The organism is Psychroflexus longus, from assembly GCF_020164595.1.
In the GTDB taxonomy this organism is placed as follows: domain Bacteria; phylum Bacteroidota; class Bacteroidia; order Flavobacteriales; family Flavobacteriaceae; genus Psychroflexus; species Psychroflexus longus.
Map to the genome: position 1 here is coordinate 81055 of NZ_JAIQZE010000013.1, position 21015 is coordinate 102069.

The following is a 21015-nucleotide window of genomic DNA, read 5'->3' on the forward strand; positions in this document are numbered from 1 at the left end:
AGTATTTTGAATTTAAATCAAAGCCTGAAAGAAATACTTTTTTCTATTCTATCGCAGTCGAGAAGTTGATAGAACATCCCGATTGCGATTTGATATTTTCATTAAAACTGAAATAAAAGTATTCAAATATTTCGATTAATAATCAAAAAACAACACTTTGAATTTATCCTATTGGGAACAGCATAAATGGTTTGATAATGTAGATTTTTGCATAGTAGGAAGCGGGATTGTAGGTTTATCCTGTGCGCTGCAACTCAGGAAGAAAAACCCTAAAGCAAAAATTCTAATTTTGGAAAAAGGGATTTTACCACAAGGGGCTAGCACCAAAAACGCTGGCTTCGCTTGTTTTGGCAGTGCAAGTGAATTGCTTTCGGACATGAAAAGTCATACTAAAGAAGAACTTCTGAATTTGGTCCAGCAACGCGTTAATGGCTTGGAACTACTAAAATCTAAGCTTGGGGAAAAACAGATCGACTTCCAGCAACATGGCGGGTACGAAGTTTTTCTAGATAAAAATAAAGACACTTTTGAAAATTGCGAAGCACATTTAGAAATGCTCAATGAACTGCTACGTCCCGTTTTTAAGGCAGACACTTTTAAACTAATAACTAATGACTTTGGCTTTAAAAATGCTTTACCAAATTTAATTTTCAATCCTTTTGAAGGACAAATCGATACGGGGAAAATGATGCAGGCTTTATTGAAAAAAGCACAGTGTGAAGGTATTTCTATTTTGAATTCTATTAAAGTCAAATCATTTTCGACTGAGGCAGAATCGGTTCATGTTCAACTGGAGAATTTTGATTTTAAAACGAAGCATCTACTTATAGCGACCAATGCGTTTGCCTCTGAATTATTAGAACTTAATGTTACTCCAGCTAGAAATCAAGTGTTGGTCACCAAGCCTATTCCTTATTTGTCCATTAAGGGCACTTTCCATCTGGATGAAGGTTTTTATTATTTTAGAAATATCCACAACAGAATATTAATTGGTGGTGGTAGAAATCTGGACAGTGATGGCGAAACCACCTCCGTTTTAGAAACCACCTCGCGTATTCAAAAGGCCTTGGAAAAATTGCTGAAAGACGTCATTTTACCTGATCAAAATTTTGAAATCGATCAGCGCTGGAGTGGTATTTTAGGAGTTGGACAACAAAAAAGGCCAATCATAAAACCGATATCGAATCGGGTGTGCTGTGCAGTTCGGCTCGGAGGAATGGGCGTTGCCATTGGCAGCAGCGTCGGCAAGGAATTGGCAGATTTGATTGACTAAAAGCTGTTTGCGAAAGAAACACTAATGATTTACAGCCTTGACTTTTCTAAAGCTTCGGTTTTTTCCTTAATTGCTTTTTATCAGAATGCTGTTTTTTCTTCTGAAGACGTTTCAATTTGGAAGAGCGAGATGGTTTGGTCTTGATCCGCTTTTTCGGTTTATGAAGTGCTTTTTTAAGCAGGTCTTCCAGCATCGCTATTGCCAGTTTTTTATTCTGAAGTTGACTTCGCGTTTTAGCGACGCTTAACCTAAGTTCACCTTCAGAGTTAATTCTTGAAGCAAGTTTACTTTGGATTAAAGCTTTTTGAGATTCAGAAAAAACAGCTGAAGATGAAGGATGCCAGGTAATGATGACTTTAGTTTCTGTTTTATTGACGTGTTGTCCACCAGGTCCGCCACTTAAGGCAAATTGAAACTGAAGCTCACTATATAATTGCTTAGTGTTAAACATCAGTTTTAGGTTGATGACCAGGCTTGAGAAGGTCTACCACGGTTTTTACAGGATTAAAACTTTCTGCAGGAACTTCGACAAAAACCGTATTCCAAAAAGCCATTCCGCCATTCCAAAGTCCAGGCAATTCCAGTGCTTTTATAGCTTCACCTCCAACAAACTTCTTGGCGATAAAGCCTTTATTGGCATCAACAAATTGCTTCAAATCAAAAGCTTCACCCTTATAATTTTTCAGACTACAAACGATATCAACAGGATTGAAATGCGTTGAAACCTCTAATTTTTCTTTCTGATCTTGCTGAGTCAAATCGACCTGAGACTTTTCTACAATTTGTAATGAAATACTATCGTCTTCATTTTTAATCCAGAACGGACCACCGCCCGGAGCTCCCTCATTCACAACCATTCCGCAAACTCGTATAGGTCGATTGAGATAATAAATTATTTCTTCCTTGTTTTTAAAATCTACGTGAATGTTCAGATCATTCTTCAAAAAAGTGACAGCTTCCTCAATAGTTTCTTCACTGACGGATTCTTTTTCAAGATTTTTTAAAATTGAAAATGCTTTGTCTTGCAATCGAATCAGTAAGCCTGCAAGTACTGATTTGTATTCCAATGAGGATTGGCCAGCTTCTAAAGCCGGCTCTTGATGAGCGACGTTGTCTATATTTTTTATGAATATAATATCCGCATCAAGTTGATTCAAATTCTCCACTAAAGCACCGTGACCGGCAGGACGAAATAAGATTTTACCATCTTCATCTCTGAATATTTTACCTTTTGAGTCCAGGCAAATTGTATCTGTCGAAGCATGCTGGAAAGAAAATTCAACCTCAAAGCTAATTCCTGTTTCCTTTTCAATCTTAGGCTGGAAATCTTTTAATTTATTTTTGAAACTACCAGTATGGTCTGAAGAGATAGTGAAATGAAGTTTGGCTTTACCATCTTTTACTGCGTAGTTTGTGGCTTCGTAAAAGTGTTCCTCGAAGGCTGATAACTTTTCTTGAGGATACTTATGAAATGGAATAAGCCCTTTTGGCAAATCTGCCATCTGGAAGCCTTCTTTAGTCAGCATTTGTTTAGTCAGCTCATAGGCTTTAGTTCCTCGGGACAATTCGTCAAAGTCTACACCTCTACCTTTTAATGCGAGAATCAAGTCCTCATAAAAGGCAAGATGTTCTACGGAGTCAAAAAATACTTTTAGGTCTTTAAATTTATCTTTTTCTAAAAAATTTTCGAAGCTCGCATTAGAATCTGGATATTCATCCAGAAATTGATGGAGGGATCTAAACATTCTTGAGGCTGCGCCACTCGCCGGAACAAATTTTAAAACTTGTAAGGCTGACTGTTCGTATACTTCAATAAATTCTTTTTTTTCTTTGGAGTCTAGATGCAGGATTCCGTCTCCCAAAGTAGCGGGTTTTACGATTTCAAGTTTTGGAAATCCTTTTTTAAAATGTTGTAGATCTTTCTCAATTTTTTGAACAGATTGATGATAGTCCTCTAAATGAGATAAGTCGTCTGATTGAAAATTCATGATAGAATTATATTGCTTTAATAATAGATTTGGCTGTTTGTAAACGTTGCTTCAAATCTCCTTTCAAAATTGTACAAGGGAGATTTCTTAGGATGAGCGCATTTTCAAATATACTAAACATTTCACTTCTCTGCTCGGGTTTATCTCGTAAATCGTCTGCGACCCATGGGGTGTCGATATAGGTAAGGAAGTAATAAGTGTACTCATGTTGTTCTACGCACTGCTCTAATACATCACTTTGAAAGTTTTCATAATAAACTTTAGCATAAGTAAGCGTTTGTAAAACATTGGTATCACAAAAAAGATAATTCTTTGCTTTTTCTGCGAGTTTGTTCTCCAATTGGATTTGACCTTTTGCAATGGGAATAAGGTCTGATGGCTCACAAACCTCAGCAGAATCGTTGTACTTCTCTTGTAGATATTCTCTGGCAAACTCAGGAACCCATTCCGTATTATACTCCTCTGCTAAGGCTTCAGCTAAACTGGACTTCCCAGAAGATTCAGGACCGAAAAGGACTATTTTAGTAAGCTTGCTTTGGGTTTGTTTAAGTTCTTCTTCCATTCTAAATATCCGTAAACCGCAATAATAGTAAAAAGTATGAATTGAAAAGATGTAAACGTAAGACCTTTATAATAATACAAAGGAATTGAGATGAGATCACCAACAATCCAATAGATCCAGTTTTCTAATCTTTTCTTGGCCATCAACCACATTCCAACAAAGAAAATGGAGGTCGTTATGACATCCATATACGTGACCCATCCATCCCATTTATCGAACACTTCGTAGATTACAGTTACAAAAATAGCGGTTGCTACAAAAAGAAAGATCGATTTAATATTTTCTCTAGGAGAAGCCTTTTCAATGGGTATAAAATGAGAATCGTCAACCTTTCTTGTCCATAGGTACCAACCGTAGACACTCATAGAAAAGTAATAAGCATTTATCATCATATCGCCAAGAAGACCATATTGGTAAAGGATATAGACAAATATCAGCGTGCTTATAATTCCCGTTGGAAATACAAGAATGTTGTCTTTTTTGGAAAATAAAACACTCAAGAAACCAAAGATGACAGCAATGACTTCTAAAACTATATAATGAGTGGGCGTATTTTCATATTCTGAAAATAACCAATCAAAAATGAGGCTCATAATCACTTCTGTCAGATTTTACTAGTTTCATGTGCAATAAACCACGATCCATCGCTTCAAAGGCAACTTCCACTTCGTCCTTCAAAATCTGCATCACCCTATCATATTCTCCATAGACCTGAGTACTCAACGGATTTTCCAGAACTGTAAGTCCAGAATTTCTCATGGCTTTTATAAAATTTATGATAATCGGTTCGTAGTCGTCTTGTATGGGGGTTAAGGTTAATTCTACTGAAATTTTCATAGCTTTTAGTTTCGTGTCACAAGGTTACCATTTTTTACAAGAACAAAAGAAGTCTTTTAAATAATTGCTTATTTCCAGCAAAGTCGGCGACACTTGTTATTCAGAAGGAGCTTTTTCGACGATTGATGGATCTCTATTACCGAAGCAGGAAACGCTTTCTGGATGCATAGGGATCTGAATAACAAGCAACAAAAAAAGCCTGGAATTTTAAAACTCCAGGCTTTTGTTTAAATCTATTTCAAATCTAGTCTGCCAGTATACTTCTGGAGATGACTATTTTTTGGATTTCTGAAGTTCCTTCGTAAATCTGAGTGATTTTTGCATCTCGCATCAAGCGCTCCACGTGGTATTCCTTCACATAACCGTTTCCACCGTGAACTTGTACCGCTTCAACAGTCACATCCATCGCGACTTGAGAAGCATACAACTTCGCCATTGCACCAGAAAGATCATAATTTTCACCATTATCTTTATCCCAGGCTGCTTTCATCACCATGTGTCTTGCCGCTTCGATGCTAGTGTGCATGTCAGCTAGTTTGAAAGCAATAGCTTGATGGTTCATGATTTCAGTTCCAAATGCTTTTCTGATTTTGGAATAGGCTTTTGCCATTTCGTAAGCTCCGGCTGCAATACCCAAAGCTTGTGCAGCAATCCCAATTCTTCCACCAGCAAGCGTTTTCATGGCAAATTTGAATCCAAATCCATCTTCACCAATTCTATTTTCTTTAGGAACCTTTACATCGTTGAAAGTTAACGAGTGCGTATCACTTCCACGAATTCCCATCTTTTGTTCTTTAGGACCTATCTCAAACCCCTCCATTCCCTTTTCAAGAATAAAAGCATTGATTCCTCTATGCTTTTTCTCTTTATCGGTATGCGCAATGACTAGATAAATATCTGCAGAACCTCCGTTGGTAATCCAGTTTTTGGTTCCGTTGATCACGTAATGATCACCTTTATCTATTGCGGTTGTTTTTTGTGAAGTTGCATCACTACCAGCTTCAGGCTCACTTAAGCAAAAAGCTCCAATTTTTTCACCTGTAGTTAGTTGGGTTAAGTATTTTTTCTTTTGTTCTTCAGTACCGTAAGTATCCAAACCCCAACAGACTAAAGAATTATTTACAGAAACGACAACAGAAGCCGAAGCATCAATTTTTGACAATTCTTCCATCGCCAGAACATAAGACACAGTATCCATTCCACCACCACCATACTCTGGTGACGCCATCATTCCCATAAAACCAAGTTCTCCTAATTTTTTGATTTGCTCTTTCGGGAACTCTTGCTTCTCATCACGCTCAATGACTCCAGGTTTCAACTCATTATTTGCGAAATCTCTCGCCGCCTGGCGAATCATTTCATGTTCTTCTGTCAACTTAAAATCCATATAATTATTATTTCAGTTTTATTAAAAATTTGACACAAATATAGGGTTTACCTACATATTTTTCAACGTAAGGTTTCATAAATTAAGATTAATGTAAAATCTGGAAATGAAGATCTATTACAAGATTAATCAAAAGCATTGCATTAATTTTGAAGTATAAATAAGCACATGAAAACTTACTCTGTCATCGGCGTCATGTCTGGTACCTCAATAGACGGAATTGATCTTTTGCATTGCACAATTAAAGCAGGAACGTCTTTTTCTTTTGAAATCCATACTGCCAGTACTTATGCATATTCTCCTGTTTGGAAAGAAAAGTTAGCTCATGCGCACACCTGGCCTTTAGATAAAATTAAAGCCCTAGATGAAGACTATACAATCCTGCTATCTGAATTTATCAACAAATTTATCAACGACAACAATGTATCCGCACTTGATTTTATAGCATCTCATGGGCATACAATCTTACATCAACCTGAAAATCAATTTACTTACCAAATCGGCAATCTTTCCAAACTGGCAAAGCTAACAGCACAAAAAATCATTTGTGATTTCAGAGTTCAGGATGTGGAACTTGGCGGTCAAGGCGCTCCTTTGGTTCCAATTGGTGATCGGTTGCTTTTCGGAGAATTTGATGCCTGCTTGAATATTGGTGGTTTTACCAATATTTCTTTTGAAAAGGATAATCAACGTATCGCTTACGACATTTGCCCTGTCAACAAAGTATTGAATCCTTATGCCAACAAACTGGGGAAAGAATTTGATGAAAGTGGTTCTATCGCAAGGGCTTCAGTTGTGAATATGGAGCTTTTAGCACAACTCGACCAGCTTCAGTATTATTCCAAACCCTGGCCAAAATCCCTAGGTATCGAATGGCTGGAAGCTGAATTTCTTCCCCTATTAAATCTAGCAAAATCAGGTTCCGAAGAAATTATTGCCACCTGTACTCAGCACTTCGCCCATCAAATTGCAAAGGCTATTTCCGGACATAAACGTGTTCTTTTTACAGGAGGCGGCGCCTTCAACACCTACTTAATGGAACTCATTTCTGCTGAAACCAATGCTGAATTGATTCTCCCAGCCCCAGGCATCATCAACTATAAAGAAGCTCTAATTTTTGCGCTTTTGGGTGTGTTGAAAGACAGAGGAGAAATAAACGTGTTGTCGTCTGTAACGGGAGCTTCGCGTGATCATTCTTCAGGTAAAGTCTTTCTACCTTAATATCTTCTTAAGAATTATTGATGCTAAAATTAATAGTGCCTTAGTGAATCTTTATATTTGCGGCCAAATCAATAAAAAGGTAGAGATTTCTTATGAAAGAACTTTTAAATAAATACGAAGATAAGGCCCCTGAAATTGTGTTTCACTGGAGAGATTCTGAAACGGAAGCTGAAGGATGGACGGTCATCAACTCTCTAAAAGGCGGCGCAGCTGGCGGCGGTACACGAATGCGCGAAGGACTCAACGAAAACGAGGTGCTGTCTTTGGCTAAAACCATGGAGATCAAATTCACGGTTTCAGGACCTGATATTGGCGGAGCGAAATCTGGCATCAACTTCAATCCTGAAGATCCTAGAAAACAAGCGGTTTTGGAACGCTGGTATAAAGCGGTTTCACCTTTACTAAAAAGTTATTACGGGACTGGAGGCGACTTGAATGTCGACGAAATCAACGAGGTAATTCCTATCACCGAAAGCTGCGGTGTCTGGCATCCGCAGGAAGGCGTATTCAACGGTCATTTCCAGCCTACAGAGGCCGATAAAATTAATAGAATCGGGCAATTGCGCCAAGGGGTTGTCAAAGTGATAGAAAACACAGATTATACGCCGGACATTTTAAGAAAATATACAGTTGCCGATATGTGTACGGGCTTTGGGGTGGCAGAATCTGCAAGGCATTTTTACAACATTTACGGAGGAGATGTCAACGGTAAAAAAGCCATCATCCAGGGATTTGGAAACGTTGGGGCTTCTGCCGCTTTTTATTTAGCCAAAATGGGCGTTAAAATCATAGGAATACTCGACAGAAATGGAGGACTCATCAACGAGGAGGGGTATACGTTTGAAGAAATAAAAGACCTGTTTTTGGCCAAAGATGGAAATACGTTACAAAGTCCGGATTTGATTCCTTTTAAAGAAGCCAATAAGAGGTTCTGGTCACTCGGTGCAGAAATTTTCGCTCCCTGTGCGGCCTCTCGATTGATACAAAAAGATCAAATTGATAATTTGGTAGAGCATGGCCTTGAAATGATATCGTGCGGGGCCAATGTACCTTTTGCGGATAAGGAGATTTTCTTTGGACCTATTATGGAATACGCCGACCAAAAAGCGAGTGTGATTCCAGACTTTATTGCCAACTGCGGTATGGCTAGAGTCTTTGCCTACTTCATGGAGCGCAAAGTCTTAATGACCGATGAGGCGATTTTCAATGATATTTCTGTGACTATTAAAAATGCCATTCAGCAGACCTTTGAAAATAATAATGACAAGAAACACATCAGTAAAGTCGCTTTTGAAATCGCATTAAAACAATTGGTCTAAAGCTGAAAATACTTATCTAGTGATAAAATTAATTGCTTACTTTAGCGTTACTTATACCATATAATACACTATAACCCATGTTTATACCTTTTGCTCAAGAAACCCCTGAAGTTGCTGAGGAAGTCGTTGAAGAAAAAACCTTATCCATCATCGATTTAATGTTTAGTGGTGGTCCGGGAGGAACCATTATCATACTGATTTTGGCAGTGCTTTTATTTTTTGCGATTTACATCTATTTTGAACGCATATTTGCCATAAAAGCGGCTTCCAAAACCGATAAGAATTTTATGAATCAGATTAAAGACAGCGTGACTTCTGGCAATATTGAATCCGCAAAAATTCGATGTGCTCAGGAAAATTCTCCTGTCGCCAGGCTTACTGAAAAAGGAATTTCCAGGATTGGTTCTCCACTAGAAGATATCAATACCGCCATCGAAAATGCCGGCCGTCTGGAAGTTTATAAGTTAGAAAAAAACGTGAGTGTACTAGCCACTATCGCCGGTGCAGCACCAATGATAGGTTTCCTGGGAACAGTCATAGGAATGGTCATCGCCTTTCATGAACTGGCAACCAGCAGCGGGCAAGCCGAAATGGGATCTCTCGCAGAAGGTATTTATACAGCTATGACTACTACTGTTGCAGGACTTATTGTAGGAATTATCGCATACATTGGGTACAACCATGTCGTGGTAAGAACCGATAAAGTGGTTCACCAGATGGAAGCCACCGCTGTGGATTTCTTAGACTTATTAAATGAACCTAGTTAATTATGAATTTACGAGGTAGAAATAAAGTAAGCGCCACCTTCAGCATGTCTTCCATGACAGACATTGTTTTTCTGTTGCTTATCTTTTTCATGTTGACGTCTCCTGTAATTACACCAGAAGCCTTGGATTTGATTTTACCAAAAGCTAAAGGAAAAACTACGTCTACTCAAAATATTGCGGTAAGTATTACTAAAGAGTTGGAGTTTTATGTGAATGAGGAAAAAGTAAATTCCAACAGAATTGAAAGCACTTTGAAGGCAAAACTCAGAGGAATTGAAGAACCTACTATTATTCTGAGAGCTGCAGAAGGTGTGCCTATCGAGAAGGCTGTGAGAATAATGGATATAGCCAATAGAAATAAATATAAAATTGTTTTGGCCGTCAAACCCAACTAAAACGTGAGTCTATTTAAAACCAAACACGAGAAAAAATCATTCCTGATTACTACAGGGATTTATATCCTGTTTATCTTATTGATGTTTTTCTTTGGATTGAAGTACCTGGATCCTCCAGAAGAACGTGGTATCGCTATTAATTTTGGAACTACAGAGGTTGGTTCCGGAGATGTTCAGCCCGATGCGCCCGTGAAAACTTCACCTCAGCCCAAAAGTACACCTCCTCCGCAGGAAGTTGAAGAAACCAGTACTGCAGAGAACATCCAAGAGGATGTGGTGACACAGGAAACTGAGGAAGCACCAGTTATTGAAGAAAAAAAAGAAGTCGTAAAAGAACAGAAAAAACAACCTGAAAAACCAAAAGAAGAAGTAAAAGAAAAAATAGAGGAAACTCAACCTGAACCTACTCCAGAACCCGAGCCGGAACCCATAAAAGAACAAAAACCAGAAAAATCGGTAACCGATGCTATGGAAAGTCTGATGAATGGTCCCGAAAATGATGGTAAAGCTGACGGTGGCGAAGGCAATGACAATCAGGCTGGTGATAAAGGAGACCCCAATGGGGATCCTAATGCCAAGAATTACTATGGTACTGGAAAAGGACTTGACGGCGATGGAAACTATAGACTTGGTGGTAGAAAAGCATTATCCAAAAAGACATTTGTCCAGGAATGCGATGAATCTGGAGAAGTAGTCGTTCGAATTGAGGTCAATAGAAATGGCGATGTTGTAAAAGCAACTCCAGGAGCTAAAGGAACAACCAACTCAAGTGCCTGCCTAATGGATCCGGCTAAACGTGCAGCTTTAGCGACTAAGTTCAATAGCGACTCTAAAGCTCCCTCAACTCAAATCGGATTTATAACTTACGTTTTCAAATTATCTGAATAATAAATGACATATACTGAAACGCTTCACTGGATGTTTGATCAACTTCCAATGTACCAGCGACAAGGACAGGTTGCCTTCAAAAAGGATTTGACAAATACTTTAGCTTTAATGAAGCAACTGAAGAATCCTCAGCATCATTTCAAAAGCATTCACGTAGGAGGCACAAATGGCAAAGGTTCTGTGAGCCATATGCTAGCTTCGGTTTTGCAAACCGCAGGGTATAAAGTTGGCTTATATACATCTCCACATCTGAAAGATTTTCGCGAGCGCATCAGAATAAATGGCGTGACCATCCCTAAAGCTGATGTAATTAGCTTTATAGAAATTCACAAGGATTTTCTGGAAACCCAAAAGCTATCGTTTTTTGAAATGACCGTGGGTATGGCCTTTCAATACTTTGCAAAAGAAGAAGTGGATATTGCTATCATTGAAGTTGGATTAGGGGGAAGGCTAGATTCTACAAATGTTATTACGCCGATCCTTTCTGTTATCACCAATATAGGTCTTGACCATACTGCTATGCTTGGCAACACCCTTGAAGAAATAGCTGGTGAAAAAGCGGGTATCATCAAAAAGAAGGTGCCGGTGGTTATCGGGGAGACCACTGCAGGAACAAAACGAGTATTCAAAACGAAAGCAAAAAAAGAAGGATCTCCTATATTTTTTGCCGAAGATATGGATGATACGGTGATCAAGACCGATCTAGGAGGTCACTACCAAAAGCCTAATCTCAAAACTTGCCTAAAAAGTCTTGAAGTTTTACAAAGCCAAGGAACCTGGAAAATTACAAAGACAGCCATAAAAAAAGGTCTTACGGAAGTAAAAGCAAATACTCAATTGAGAGGCCGATGGGAGGTGCTGGAGCTAGAGCCGAAAACAATAGCAGATACTGCACATAATAAGGAAGGCTTGGCTTTGGTGATGAAACAGGTGCAGGAAGAAAAGTATGAAAAGTTACATATGGTTTTAGGCTTCGTCAATGACAAGGATCTGGACAGCATTTTACCATTGTTTCCAAAATCTGCTAAATATTATTTCTCTAAACCCAATGTACCGAGAGGCATGGAGGCTACTGATTTGTACTATAAGGCCAAGGATTATTCACTTTACGGAAAAGCGTTCACAACTGTTGAAAATGCATTGAAAGCAGCTCAACGTGTAGCAAAACAGAATGATCTGATTTATATTGGTGGCAGCACATTTACAGTTGCAGAAATTTTATAAAAAACAAAAAAATTAGTTTGAGAAATCAAAATAAGGTTTATATTTGCAATCCCAATTTGGGGCGATTAGCTCAGCTGGTTCAGAGCACCTCGTTTACACCGAGGGGGTCGGGGGTTCGAACCCCTCATCGCCCACTAACCCTAGCTAAAGTTAGGGTTTTTTTATTTTAGAGTCGGGTCATTAACTCAGTTGGTTCAGAGTGTTACCTTGACAGGGTGAAAGTCACTGGTTCGAATCCAGTATGACCCACATCAATCGGAAATCCAATGCCATTCGGTATTGGATTTTTTGTTTGGCAAAAACTACTTGCCTGAGAGCTTCTACCAAATAAAACAGACACAAGCTACGCTATCAGTTATAGATTCCTATTCGCAGAAGTTTTCTTTTATGAATCAACACTAGCTAATCCAATCAAACCCTTTAAACTATTTATTCCTGAATACGGTAATTCCAAAAAAACGCACCAGCAGTTTTGATTTCTATTTTCGGGAGCAAACTTCAACTTTGGGTCAACAAAATTCAATATGATGCACTTCAGAATTTCAAACCACATTTATATTCAAAATAGTATTAAAAGAATACATAAAACAACACTATCAAATAAAAGAACGCAATTTTTTTAGTTTTTATTTAAGAATAAATATTATCATTTTTTCATTTATAATGCTATTAAATTTTGGTAAAAACCAATAGTTATCTGCTTTTCAGTGCATTATTAATTTGTTGATAACTTTTTTAAAGTTTGTTTTTTGTTAAAAAACTAAAAAAAAATATAGTTAAATCTTAATTTTATCATAAATAAAAAACTGAGAATTATGGAACCACACATTAAATCCCTGAGAATTATCAGTTAAAAAAATACTTTTTATTAACAATTTAAACCTAAAACATTGAAATCATGAAAAAATTAATTAAACCTTTCAGTTTACTTTTTGCTTGCGCAGCAATGCTCTTTATGTATTCCTGTCAAGATGAAGAATCTACATCGCAGGAAGAACAAGGTGGTGTTGAATTCTTACTTGCTGGGGACAGGGTAAGTACTGCCAAATCTGGAATTACTAATAGTAAAAATGATGTAGAATCTTGTGACATGGCTCTAGCTTCTTATGCAGTTATCGAAATGAGCGGAGAAACCTATAACATCAATCTAAAGGCATGGGGCGATAATTACAAGACGGATCTTATTGAGCTCGGCCCAGGCACTTATCAAGTGACAAGCGTTCAGCTTTATGACACAGATGATCACCCACTTTATGCAACTCCTAGTGCAGATAGTGAGTTTGGTCCATTCGTAAGTCAGGCCTTGCCTTTTGATGTAACGGTTGAAAATTACAGGAAAATAGAATATGACTTGGAAGTGCTATGTATCGAAGCCTTCACACCACCACAATTTGGTTTTGTATTCTGGGATATTACTATTAAACAAGTAAAGAATCTTTGTGTATTTGCTAACTATTGCATGCCTGATACTGGACACGCTGTAGCTTCCCTAGATGCCTTTGTCTATCCAAATGAAAATGAAACTAGTGATGAAGATTTAATCTGGAGTGGTTCTGCTGATGGTGATTATAACAGTGATGATGAAGCTAACGAACTCCTTTGTTTAAAATTACCATACGACCCAAGTATTCCTACAGAAGATCAATCATTCTTCATCAAGTTATTTGTGAACGGAATACTTGTAGAAACCACTCTGTCACTGGATGAAGTTGACTCTATCAACGAAGAGAGTGGCTACCTCCATCTCAATGAAAATTGTGATGATGATTATGATGACTTTGATGAAACTGGCTGCGAAACAGCATTTGCTTTTGGGAACAACACTTTTATGGATCTTGAATTGACCAATGGTCGTTGGGGATGGGCTAATGAGTTTACCGATGTTCAAGATGGTACATATACTTTGGATATTTGGGCTGGTGCTGGCCAGAACAATACAAGCAGCGGAACTTTAGTTGGTCTTTTGACAATTGAAGTATCGGGTACTGATGTGACAGTCACCTATGATATGAACAGTGGATATAGAATGATTGAGACTCATTTATATCTTGGTGATAACCCTCCTTCTACAATAGCTCCAGGGCAGTATGGAAACACTAATAATTTAAATGGTGAATCAAGCGATTCATTTACTGTTTCTTACAGTGGAGATGGAGACTTCTGGATTATAGCACATGCTGTAGTCTGTGAATAGAAGAAAATCCCAGAAATAACTAATAATTTATACTGAAGAAATGCCTCTGACCATTAAAGATCAGAGGCATTTTTTTGTAATAATTCGATTATGAAATAACCCGAGTTTGTAAGCAGTATCAGTTAATTTACTCCTGACAAATACAAGAATTACGGTTGGTATTCGATTTACATTACTAGAAGAAAGCTTTAGTTTTGAATAAATGATAAGTTTGCCAAGGTCTCTTACATATAATACGTCAGGGCTATACCCTTTTTTATTTACAAAAAATATTTATATAAAGAAAATTACAGGGCTAAAGGCCCTTACCTATTTCATCATTTAAAAGGAGTATTTTTTTAATGATTTTTTCTAGAAACGTGAACATGTCTGTATGAAAAAAAAGTAGACAATACACGAGTAACAGCCTCTCTCGAAACTTGAAAGTAAATTCTAATTAACAGAGTCCAGAATGATATAAAGCAAAAAATCCAATGCAGTTGCATTGGATTTTTTTAGTAGTATAGTCAAATATTGAATACTAGATCTCCGCTTTGTCTTTGGTGTATTCTGATGGAAGCTGCATGGTGCATAAAGCTTGTTTGTCTTTATGGACTTCCTCATTAACAACTTCTCCGAAATAAACGGTATGATCCCCTACATTTTGACTTTTAACGACTTTGCAAGTTATATACCCTAAAGTGTCTTCAACAATAGCCTGATCATTTTGTTTTTTGAAAGGCACCCCGTTTATTTTGTTATCTTCAATTGTGGATTTGATTCCAAATTTCTTCACGTACTCCTTGTGATCTTCTGAAAGTAAATGCAAGGTAAAATATTCACTGTAATCAATAGTTTCATTAAGATCACTTTTTTGACCAACGGAGACAGAAATAATCTCTGGTGAAAAGGAAACTTGTGAAACCCAATTGACAGTTCCAGCCGCTATGTAATCTTTATCTCGTGTTTCTAAATCCTCGGACTTTTTTAAAGCTGTAAGAATGTAGTATCCGTAAGTAAATTTATGTGTTAGTTTGCTCATAATTTATTTGAATTTAATTAGTAAAACATAATTCTGTAAGATGCTTTATAAAAGCTGATCAAGTTTCTAAATAAGATACTTAATATAACTTAACATCCACATTTTTAAATTTAAAGGAAATAAGAGAATATCGCTGTTAAAGAAATGGAAAGATTATTAGTGGGCAGTTAATAAAAAAGATTGAAGTACTAAGGAAAAGATTTGGCAATTTGATAGTACTGCACTTAATAATTAGGTGTAAAACTTAGACATGTAATCATTTTTTTCATAACTTAAAGGTCTTTATTTGTTCACTTGCTAAAGTCTTAAATTTGACACATGAATAAACTTGAACTTATTCTCCTTGCAATTGTTATAGCATCTAACAATCTATCCTTTTCGTTTGGGCTTGGTGCTTTGGACACTAAAAAATACCATTTGAGGATTGTTATCATTTTTATTCTTGTAGAATTTACTGTTCCTCTAGTGGGTTTATATATAGGTCAATTTGTAAGTTCGTTTATAGAGAGCTATTCCAAATTAATTGGAGGTTTGATTTTGGCAGGATTTGGAATTTATACCATCATTTCTGCTTACAGAACTAAAAAACAAAGAAAAGACTCTTTAGAATTTATCACTTCCATCAAAGGTTTACTGCTTGTGGCACTCGGACTGAGTCTGGATAATCTTCTCGTGGGATTTAGTCTTGGTCTCGGCGGGGTTTCTCCATTAAAACTAGCATCTATTATCGCGTTCTTTTCTGGTATATTTTCTTTTATTGGACTCAAGACCGGGAAATACGTGAAAGATAAATTTGGTAAATACGTTCAGGTCTTCGCCGGTATTGTTTTAATTGTTTTGGCTGTCATTAATTTTCTAGACACGCCTTTTTAATCTTTTCAAAAAGAGGAAGTGATTTATAGATTTTGAATCATAAAAGGGATTACAATTCAAAATTGCAATCCCTTTTTTAACGTAAATAGCTAAAGTAAAAGTCACTTACTCAGATGGAACATCGATATGCTGGCCTAAAAATAGCGCATTCAGAAACAAGCGATTGGTTCCATACCACGACCCTCTAAAGTTTGGATTATCAGCAAATAGAACCACTCTCCCCTTCCCTAGTTTGCTTACAATCAAAGAGGCGGAAGGTTTTAAAAATTCGTTTAAATTTTTATCGGTGATAAATCCGTCGATATGCGGGTCATCGGTGTATTTTGCTACAGTAGCATAAGGACTTTCACTTGGAGCGATCCAAACACTGCTATTTCTATAAACAGGTAATTTTTCCCGCTGATAACCAAAAGCTAAAGGATGCGTCAAGTCCAGGTCAACCTCAAAAATAGCACCTCCAACGGATTTTTTTCCTATATTTTCTGAAGCCTCAACGTAAGGTTTTCTTTCAATTTTCTTATCCTTCTTCTCTTCTGTTTCCTCGTCGCTTTCTTTATCTTCCTCTTCTTCTAAAAGCCTTTCTTTTACAATCTTATTCTTGATGGCCCATTCGGAAGCATTTCTTATCGTAATTAATGTATTGCCGGAACTTACCCAATTTTTAATTTTCTGATGATCGGTAGAATCGAGTTGCTTGTAACTCCCGGAAACCATCACCATCGTATTGTAGCGTTCCCAATTGATGTTTTCAAAATTTCGCATAGGAATTTTACTGATGGGCATATCCACCCGAGTGTCCAAAAGATGCCACACCTCTCCGGCTTCGTAGGAAGAAACGCCATCTTCTACCAGCATAAATGCTTCAGGTTTTTCTAAAGTATTGATATACCGGCTTCCTAAATCTACTCCTGATTTACTATATCCGGTAGTTGCAGATGAGACTTCAACGGAGTATTCATTTGCTGCATTTCTTACCAAATTGTATAGAGAATCACCGCTTATACGTTGCTGGCTCACCGGAATCACTAATGTGCCGTAATCAAAATCTTTTTGCTTGCCTTTAATAGATAATGAAAAAGGCTTGAAGGCAGAAAGTACATTTGCTCCTGCATTTTGCAATCTCCATAAAAGGGCTGGAGAATTGTAAGCGTTCCAGTCCACAAGGTAAGCGTAGTTCGATTTTTCAACTTCAATATTTTTAAGTTTTAAATCTTCGCGAGTTACTTCTTTTCCTTTTTTAGCTGCTTTTTTTAGTGGAGCATATTCCAAATTGTAAAAATTGACCAGCGACCAGGCTGAAGCATCATAAAAGACACTATCGGTGTATTCTTCATAAGTTTCGAACATGGTTTGCACCATGCGGTATTGTGGCTGCCTGGTAGGCACATAATAAGCGTTCCCAGGACTAAAGGTTTTGCCTTTTGTTTTTACACTTTCTTCAAGTTCGTAGAGCTTGATCCGGTGTAGCAGAAGTTTATCTATAAAGGCTTTGGTTCTGTTCTCATCATAATCATCACCAAAAACATAGCCTTCAACCTTACTTTTATCGGCATTGGAAATGGCTGATTTGAAAAAGCGCTTCTGATAATCGTAAAGCAAATCCTTGTTTTCTACTGCGGCTTTCACTGTGGCCAGACTGGATGTTAATTGATTTCTGATTGTAAAAGCAAAAGTAATTTCGCCAGTTGGTGTTTCCTGTACATGTCCGCGCGAGCTCGCCTGTTCAAACAAAATACCTAAGCCGCCTTGCAAATCTGGATAAGATGAACCGTAACCTGGGTAAGTGCCATCAAAAACCTCTTTGGTAAAGTAAAAAGAACCAATAGCATCTAAAGCCTCTACATAATACTCAGCGAACTTATCATTCAAGGTTGTGTAATTTTCTGCTGGCATGATAGGATCTTTGGAAGCATTGGCTTTCATCGGCTCAAAGAAATAGGTGCTATTGGTTCCCATCTCATGAAAGTCGGTGACCACATTGGGATACCATTCATGATACCAATTGAGCTTTCCTCTGCTTTCTGGGTGAATGCCGAGTAGCCAGTCGCGATTGAGGTCAAACCAATAATGGTTGGTTCTTCCTCCCGGCCAGCGCTCATTATGTTCGGCGTCTGCAGGATCGGCGACCAAAGGGTCGCCTTTAAACATATTTGCCCATTGAGTGTGGCGGTCTCTCCCGTCTGGATTGATGGTTGGATCGATCATGATGACTGCTTCATTACGGAATTTTTGGATGTCAGCATGTTCTGAAGCTACCAGAATATAGGCTGATAATAATGCTGCTTCCGAACTGGAGGGCTCATTGCCATGCACGTTGTACCCCAGATTGATAAAGACTGGTAACTCTGATACGTCTACATTGCTATTTGGGTCTGTCGACTGAAGGTGCTTCTTCTGAAGTTCAGACAGATTTTCTAAATGGTCCGGATTTGAAACGTTGAGCATAACCAAAGGCCGGTGCTCGTAGGTCTTCCCATACTGGAGGATTTCAGCTCGGTCTGACACTTCTGCCAGCTTTGTGAGATAGGCAACGATCTGGTCGTGGCGGGTGTGGTGAGAACCCACAGAATAGCCTAAGAATACTTCCGGACTTGGAATATCAGGATCAAAGGGGCCTTTGTCTTGCAGGAAATAATCCTGCGCCTGAAATTGAAACGTGGCAAGCAGTAAGAATATTGAAAATATAAACTTCATAAGTCATTGTGTTTTAGAGCTTCATAGTAGCTAATATAAGTATATTTTATTATGGGTAAGTGAATTGAAAATGAAGAAATTATTTAGCCAAGGCTTCTGCTGTAACTTTGTCTTTTTAGCGGTCATTTTTGCTAAAAACAGGTAAACAGAATTTGAAAGGATATGAGAGAGATTTATTATTTGCACCGTCAATAAAACATATTTTCAAAAACACCCCTTAAACCACATATGAGGTCCGTTATGGACGGTATCTTTTATTAAGCTTGGTTCTCAATTAAATCTAGTCTACAAATGTTTCATTGATCATGCTTTTACAGTTTGCCATTTCAGATTTAAATAGCCGGTCAAATCTTTTTTAATGCGAGTGCACAATTCAAAAATCGCCAGGCTTGGCGATTTTTTTGTGTTTTGAACCACGGGGGTTGGAAGTGATTGCTAAAGTTTCAGGTGTATTTATCGAAGAAAAATAAGTCTTACCGGTATCAAATTCAGAAGAAATTATTACTGATTACCAAGGCATTAGACTTATATAATGTTTTTTTGATTTATATTGTATCGTTATTTTAATACTTCCTTTATTATGAAAACTGTTGTTTTGAAGCCTTTGAAGCATAAGAATATGGATTGTGTAGCGATTCGGTTTGGGTTTGATGCTGAGTTGAAATCGGCTTTGAGCGGGCTTCCTGATTGCAAATGGACGCAGACGCATAGGTGCTATTATGTTCCTGACTTGGATGCTTCTAAACGGCGACTGATGCGGGTTTTGAACCGTACTGACTGGGTGGTGGACTACTCGGCTATGCAGAAGGCTAAAGCTGAACGTCGTATGGAATCGATTTTGAACTCACAGCATCTAGCTGCACTGCAGGATTACAGTGAGTATCTGAAAGGGCAACGCAAGAGTGTTTCTACGGTGAATACTTATTCCAACTTTATAGAACTTTTTTTGAAATTTAATAATTCTAAAGCTTTGACTGACTTGTCCAACAGATCGGTGGAGTTGTTTGCTGAAGGGGTCTTGGCTAAACGCAACTACAGCATAAGCTCGCACAGGCAGGCTATGAATGCGCTAAAACATTTCTTTAGACTAAATAGTTACCTGAACGTGGAAGTTGAAAAAATTTCGATACCTAAAAAAGACCGGAAATTGCCTGATGTCCTTTCTACGGAAGAGGTGATTTCTATCTTGCAAGCCACTCGCAACCTGAAACATCGTGCGATCCTGGGTTTGATATATTCTTCCGGGCTGCGCATTGGTGAGCTTTTGAAATTGAAGCTGGCTGATGTGGATCTTGAAAGGCAGTCGGTCTACGTGAAGTCTGGCAAGGGAAGAAAGGACAGGCATACCACTTTGGGACAGAGTATACAGCCTTTGCTGCTGAATTATGTACGGACGTATAGACCTGAGCGTTTTTTCTTTGAGGGTGAAAAAGGTATGGCTTATTCTGCCTCATCGGTAAGGGCTTTTTTGAAAAAAAGTTGCCAATTGGCAAACATCAGGAAAAAGGTTACGCCCCATACCTTGCGGCATAGTTTTGCCACGCATCTGTTGGAGAATGGTGTGGATATTCGTTATATACAGGAATTACTTGGTCACTCCCGGCCTGAGACGACTATGATTTATACGCATGTAACGGAGAGATCCATCAGTGCTATACAAAATCCTTTGGATGTGGCTGTATCTAAGCATAAACAGCTGACTAAGGGTAATCCATCAAGGGGATTGCCTCGTAAATCTTTGTAGTAAATATTTTAGAGCGCATAGGATCTGGCTATATTTTAGTAAATTTATATATCCAAAACCGACCGAAATCGTTAAAAATTAAAGAGTAGTCTTTTCTTCTGAAAGTAGTACTCTTTTTGCATAAAAAGACTAGTCTTTTTATGCACTTCGTGAAGTCGAATTTACAAAACCCTCAAGAGGAAATTAAGTCATCTTTAAGTCAAACTTAATTCTTCCTCAAGTGAAAATTACATCTCCAATTGAGTTTATATTTTTAATACACTCTCCATACTTAAGCTATGCTTAAGCTATACTGTAGAATGCCTAGATCTTTTTTATGCTTTCCTTTGAAAAAGGGGTAATTATAGTGAGTGATTTGAATAATTCTGATTGTTGAGTTCTTTTTTTTTTGGTGAGAAAAAATGTAACATAATTAACATCTTTGAATATAAAAGTGATAAAAACATGCGTTTATCCCGTAAATAATTGAATTAAACGTGTATTTTTATCAACATATAACGAGTTGTAAAACATTTATGAGAACCGTATGAAATTCATATTAACGTTATTTATTGGAATTCTAACTTTGACTTTGAATGCTCAAACGGAAGAAGAAACTGTTATATTTTCAAGAATTGGGGAGTTGAGT

The 21015-nt window shown here is 37.7% G+C and carries 18 protein-coding genes and 2 tRNA genes; 12 read left to right on the plus strand and 8 right to left on the minus strand.

Annotated elements, in window-relative coordinates:
• Positions 1-157 precede the first annotated feature (157 nt).
• Positions 158-1273: an NAD(P)/FAD-dependent oxidoreductase gene (locus tag LB452_RS11545; protein ID WP_224461892.1), complete on the plus strand. Its 1116-nt coding sequence runs from the start codon at positions 158-160 to the stop codon at positions 1271-1273.
• 46 nt (positions 1274-1319) lie between these two features.
• On the opposite strand, the gene arfB is transcribed toward LB452_RS11545, so the two are convergent.
• The 6 genes from arfB to LB452_RS11575 all read right to left on the minus strand — a co-directional run bounded on the left by arfB (position 1320) and on the right by LB452_RS11575 (position 6047).
• A complete protein-coding gene (arfB, locus tag LB452_RS11550) occupies positions 1320-1724 on the minus strand; it encodes an alternative ribosome rescue aminoacyl-tRNA hydrolase ArfB (RefSeq protein ID WP_224461893.1) in 405 nt (134 codons plus the stop codon).
• Positions 1717-3261, minus strand: a complete 1545-nt coding sequence (locus LB452_RS11555) for a DUF4301 family protein (RefSeq protein WP_224461894.1) — start codon at positions 3259-3261, stop codon at positions 1717-1719. The genes arfB and LB452_RS11555 overlap by 8 nt, the downstream gene beginning before the upstream one ends.
• Before the next feature lie 7 nt (positions 3262-3268).
• Positions 3269-3823 carry an AAA family ATPase gene (locus LB452_RS11560; RefSeq protein ID WP_224461895.1) on the minus strand — a complete coding sequence of 185 codons (555 nt, stop codon included), beginning with the start codon at positions 3821-3823 and terminating at the stop codon, positions 3269-3271.
• Positions 3778-4416, minus strand: coding sequence for a nicotinamide riboside transporter PnuC (gene pnuC, locus LB452_RS11565; RefSeq protein ID WP_224461896.1), 639 nt, complete (start codon positions 4414-4416; stop codon positions 3778-3780). The genes LB452_RS11560 and pnuC overlap by 46 nt, the downstream gene beginning before the upstream one ends.
• The gene (locus tag LB452_RS11570) at positions 4400-4660 is read right to left on the minus strand and encodes a thiamine-binding protein (protein WP_224461897.1); all 261 of its coding nucleotides are present in this window, start codon (positions 4658-4660) and stop codon (positions 4400-4402) included. The genes pnuC and LB452_RS11570 overlap by 17 nt, the downstream gene beginning before the upstream one ends.
• 244 nt (positions 4661-4904) lie before the next feature.
• Complete coding sequence (locus LB452_RS11575) at positions 4905-6047, minus strand: acyl-CoA dehydrogenase family protein (RefSeq protein WP_224461898.1); 1143 nt, start codon at positions 6045-6047, stop codon at positions 4905-4907.
• Positions 6048-6215: 168 nt separating this feature from the next.
• Between LB452_RS11575 and LB452_RS11580 the strand changes: the two genes are divergently transcribed.
• The 9 genes from LB452_RS11580 (at position 6216) to LB452_RS11620 (ending at position 14055) form a co-directional block, all read left to right on the plus strand.
• The gene (locus tag LB452_RS11580) at positions 6216-7268 is read left to right on the plus strand and encodes an anhydro-N-acetylmuramic acid kinase (RefSeq protein WP_224461899.1); all 1053 of its coding nucleotides are present in this window, start codon (positions 6216-6218) and stop codon (positions 7266-7268) included.
• Between the two features lie 92 nt (positions 7269-7360).
• Positions 7361-8587 carry a Glu/Leu/Phe/Val dehydrogenase dimerization domain-containing protein gene (locus LB452_RS11585; RefSeq protein WP_224461900.1) on the plus strand — a complete coding sequence of 409 codons (1227 nt, stop codon included), beginning with the start codon at positions 7361-7363 and terminating at the stop codon, positions 8585-8587.
• A gap of 77 nt (positions 8588-8664) precedes the next feature.
• Positions 8665-9354, plus strand: coding sequence for a MotA/TolQ/ExbB proton channel family protein (locus LB452_RS11590; RefSeq protein WP_224461901.1), 690 nt, complete (start codon positions 8665-8667; stop codon positions 9352-9354).
• 2 nt (positions 9355-9356) lie between these two features.
• Positions 9357-9749, plus strand: a complete 393-nt coding sequence (locus tag LB452_RS11595) for an ExbD/TolR family protein (RefSeq protein WP_224461902.1) — start codon at positions 9357-9359, stop codon at positions 9747-9749.
• 3 nt (positions 9750-9752) lie between these two features.
• Complete coding sequence (locus LB452_RS11600) at positions 9753-10637, plus strand: energy transducer TonB (protein WP_224461903.1); 885 nt, start codon at positions 9753-9755, stop codon at positions 10635-10637.
• 3 nt (positions 10638-10640) lie between these two features.
• Positions 10641-11861: a bifunctional folylpolyglutamate synthase/dihydrofolate synthase gene (locus tag LB452_RS11605; protein WP_224461904.1), complete on the plus strand. Its 1221-nt coding sequence runs from the start codon at positions 10641-10643 to the stop codon at positions 11859-11861.
• 59 nt (positions 11862-11920) lie between these two features.
• Positions 11921-11995 (plus strand) — tRNA-Val (locus LB452_RS11610).
• A 40-nt stretch (positions 11996-12035) separates the two neighbouring features.
• Positions 12036-12110 (plus strand) — tRNA-Val (locus LB452_RS11615).
• A 649-nt stretch (positions 12111-12759) separates the two neighbouring features.
• Positions 12760-14055 carry a hypothetical protein gene (locus LB452_RS11620; RefSeq protein ID WP_224461905.1) on the plus strand — a complete coding sequence of 432 codons (1296 nt, stop codon included), beginning with the start codon at positions 12760-12762 and terminating at the stop codon, positions 14053-14055.
• 520 nt (positions 14056-14575) lie between these two features.
• Here the strand turns inward: LB452_RS11620 and LB452_RS11625 are convergent.
• Positions 14576-15076, minus strand: a complete 501-nt coding sequence (locus LB452_RS11625; RefSeq protein WP_224461906.1) for a flavin reductase family protein — start codon at positions 15074-15076, stop codon at positions 14576-14578.
• A 318-nt stretch (positions 15077-15394) separates the two neighbouring features.
• Between LB452_RS11625 and LB452_RS11630 the strand changes: the two genes are divergently transcribed.
• Positions 15395-15949: a manganese efflux pump MntP gene (locus tag LB452_RS11630; RefSeq protein ID WP_224461907.1), complete on the plus strand. Its 555-nt coding sequence runs from the start codon at positions 15395-15397 to the stop codon at positions 15947-15949.
• A 105-nt stretch (positions 15950-16054) separates the two neighbouring features.
• Here the strand turns inward: LB452_RS11630 and LB452_RS11635 are convergent, their stop codons facing one another.
• On the minus strand, positions 16055-18643 hold the full coding sequence (locus LB452_RS11635) for a M14 family zinc carboxypeptidase (protein ID WP_224461908.1): 2589 nt from the start codon (positions 18641-18643) through the stop codon (positions 16055-16057).
• Between the two features lie 781 nt (positions 18644-19424).
• Here LB452_RS11635 and xerA point away from each other — a divergent pair.
• Positions 19425-20387, plus strand: coding sequence for a site-specific tyrosine recombinase/integron integrase (xerA, locus tag LB452_RS11640; RefSeq protein ID WP_224461909.1), 963 nt, complete (start codon positions 19425-19427; stop codon positions 20385-20387).
• Positions 20388-21015 lie beyond the last annotated feature (628 nt).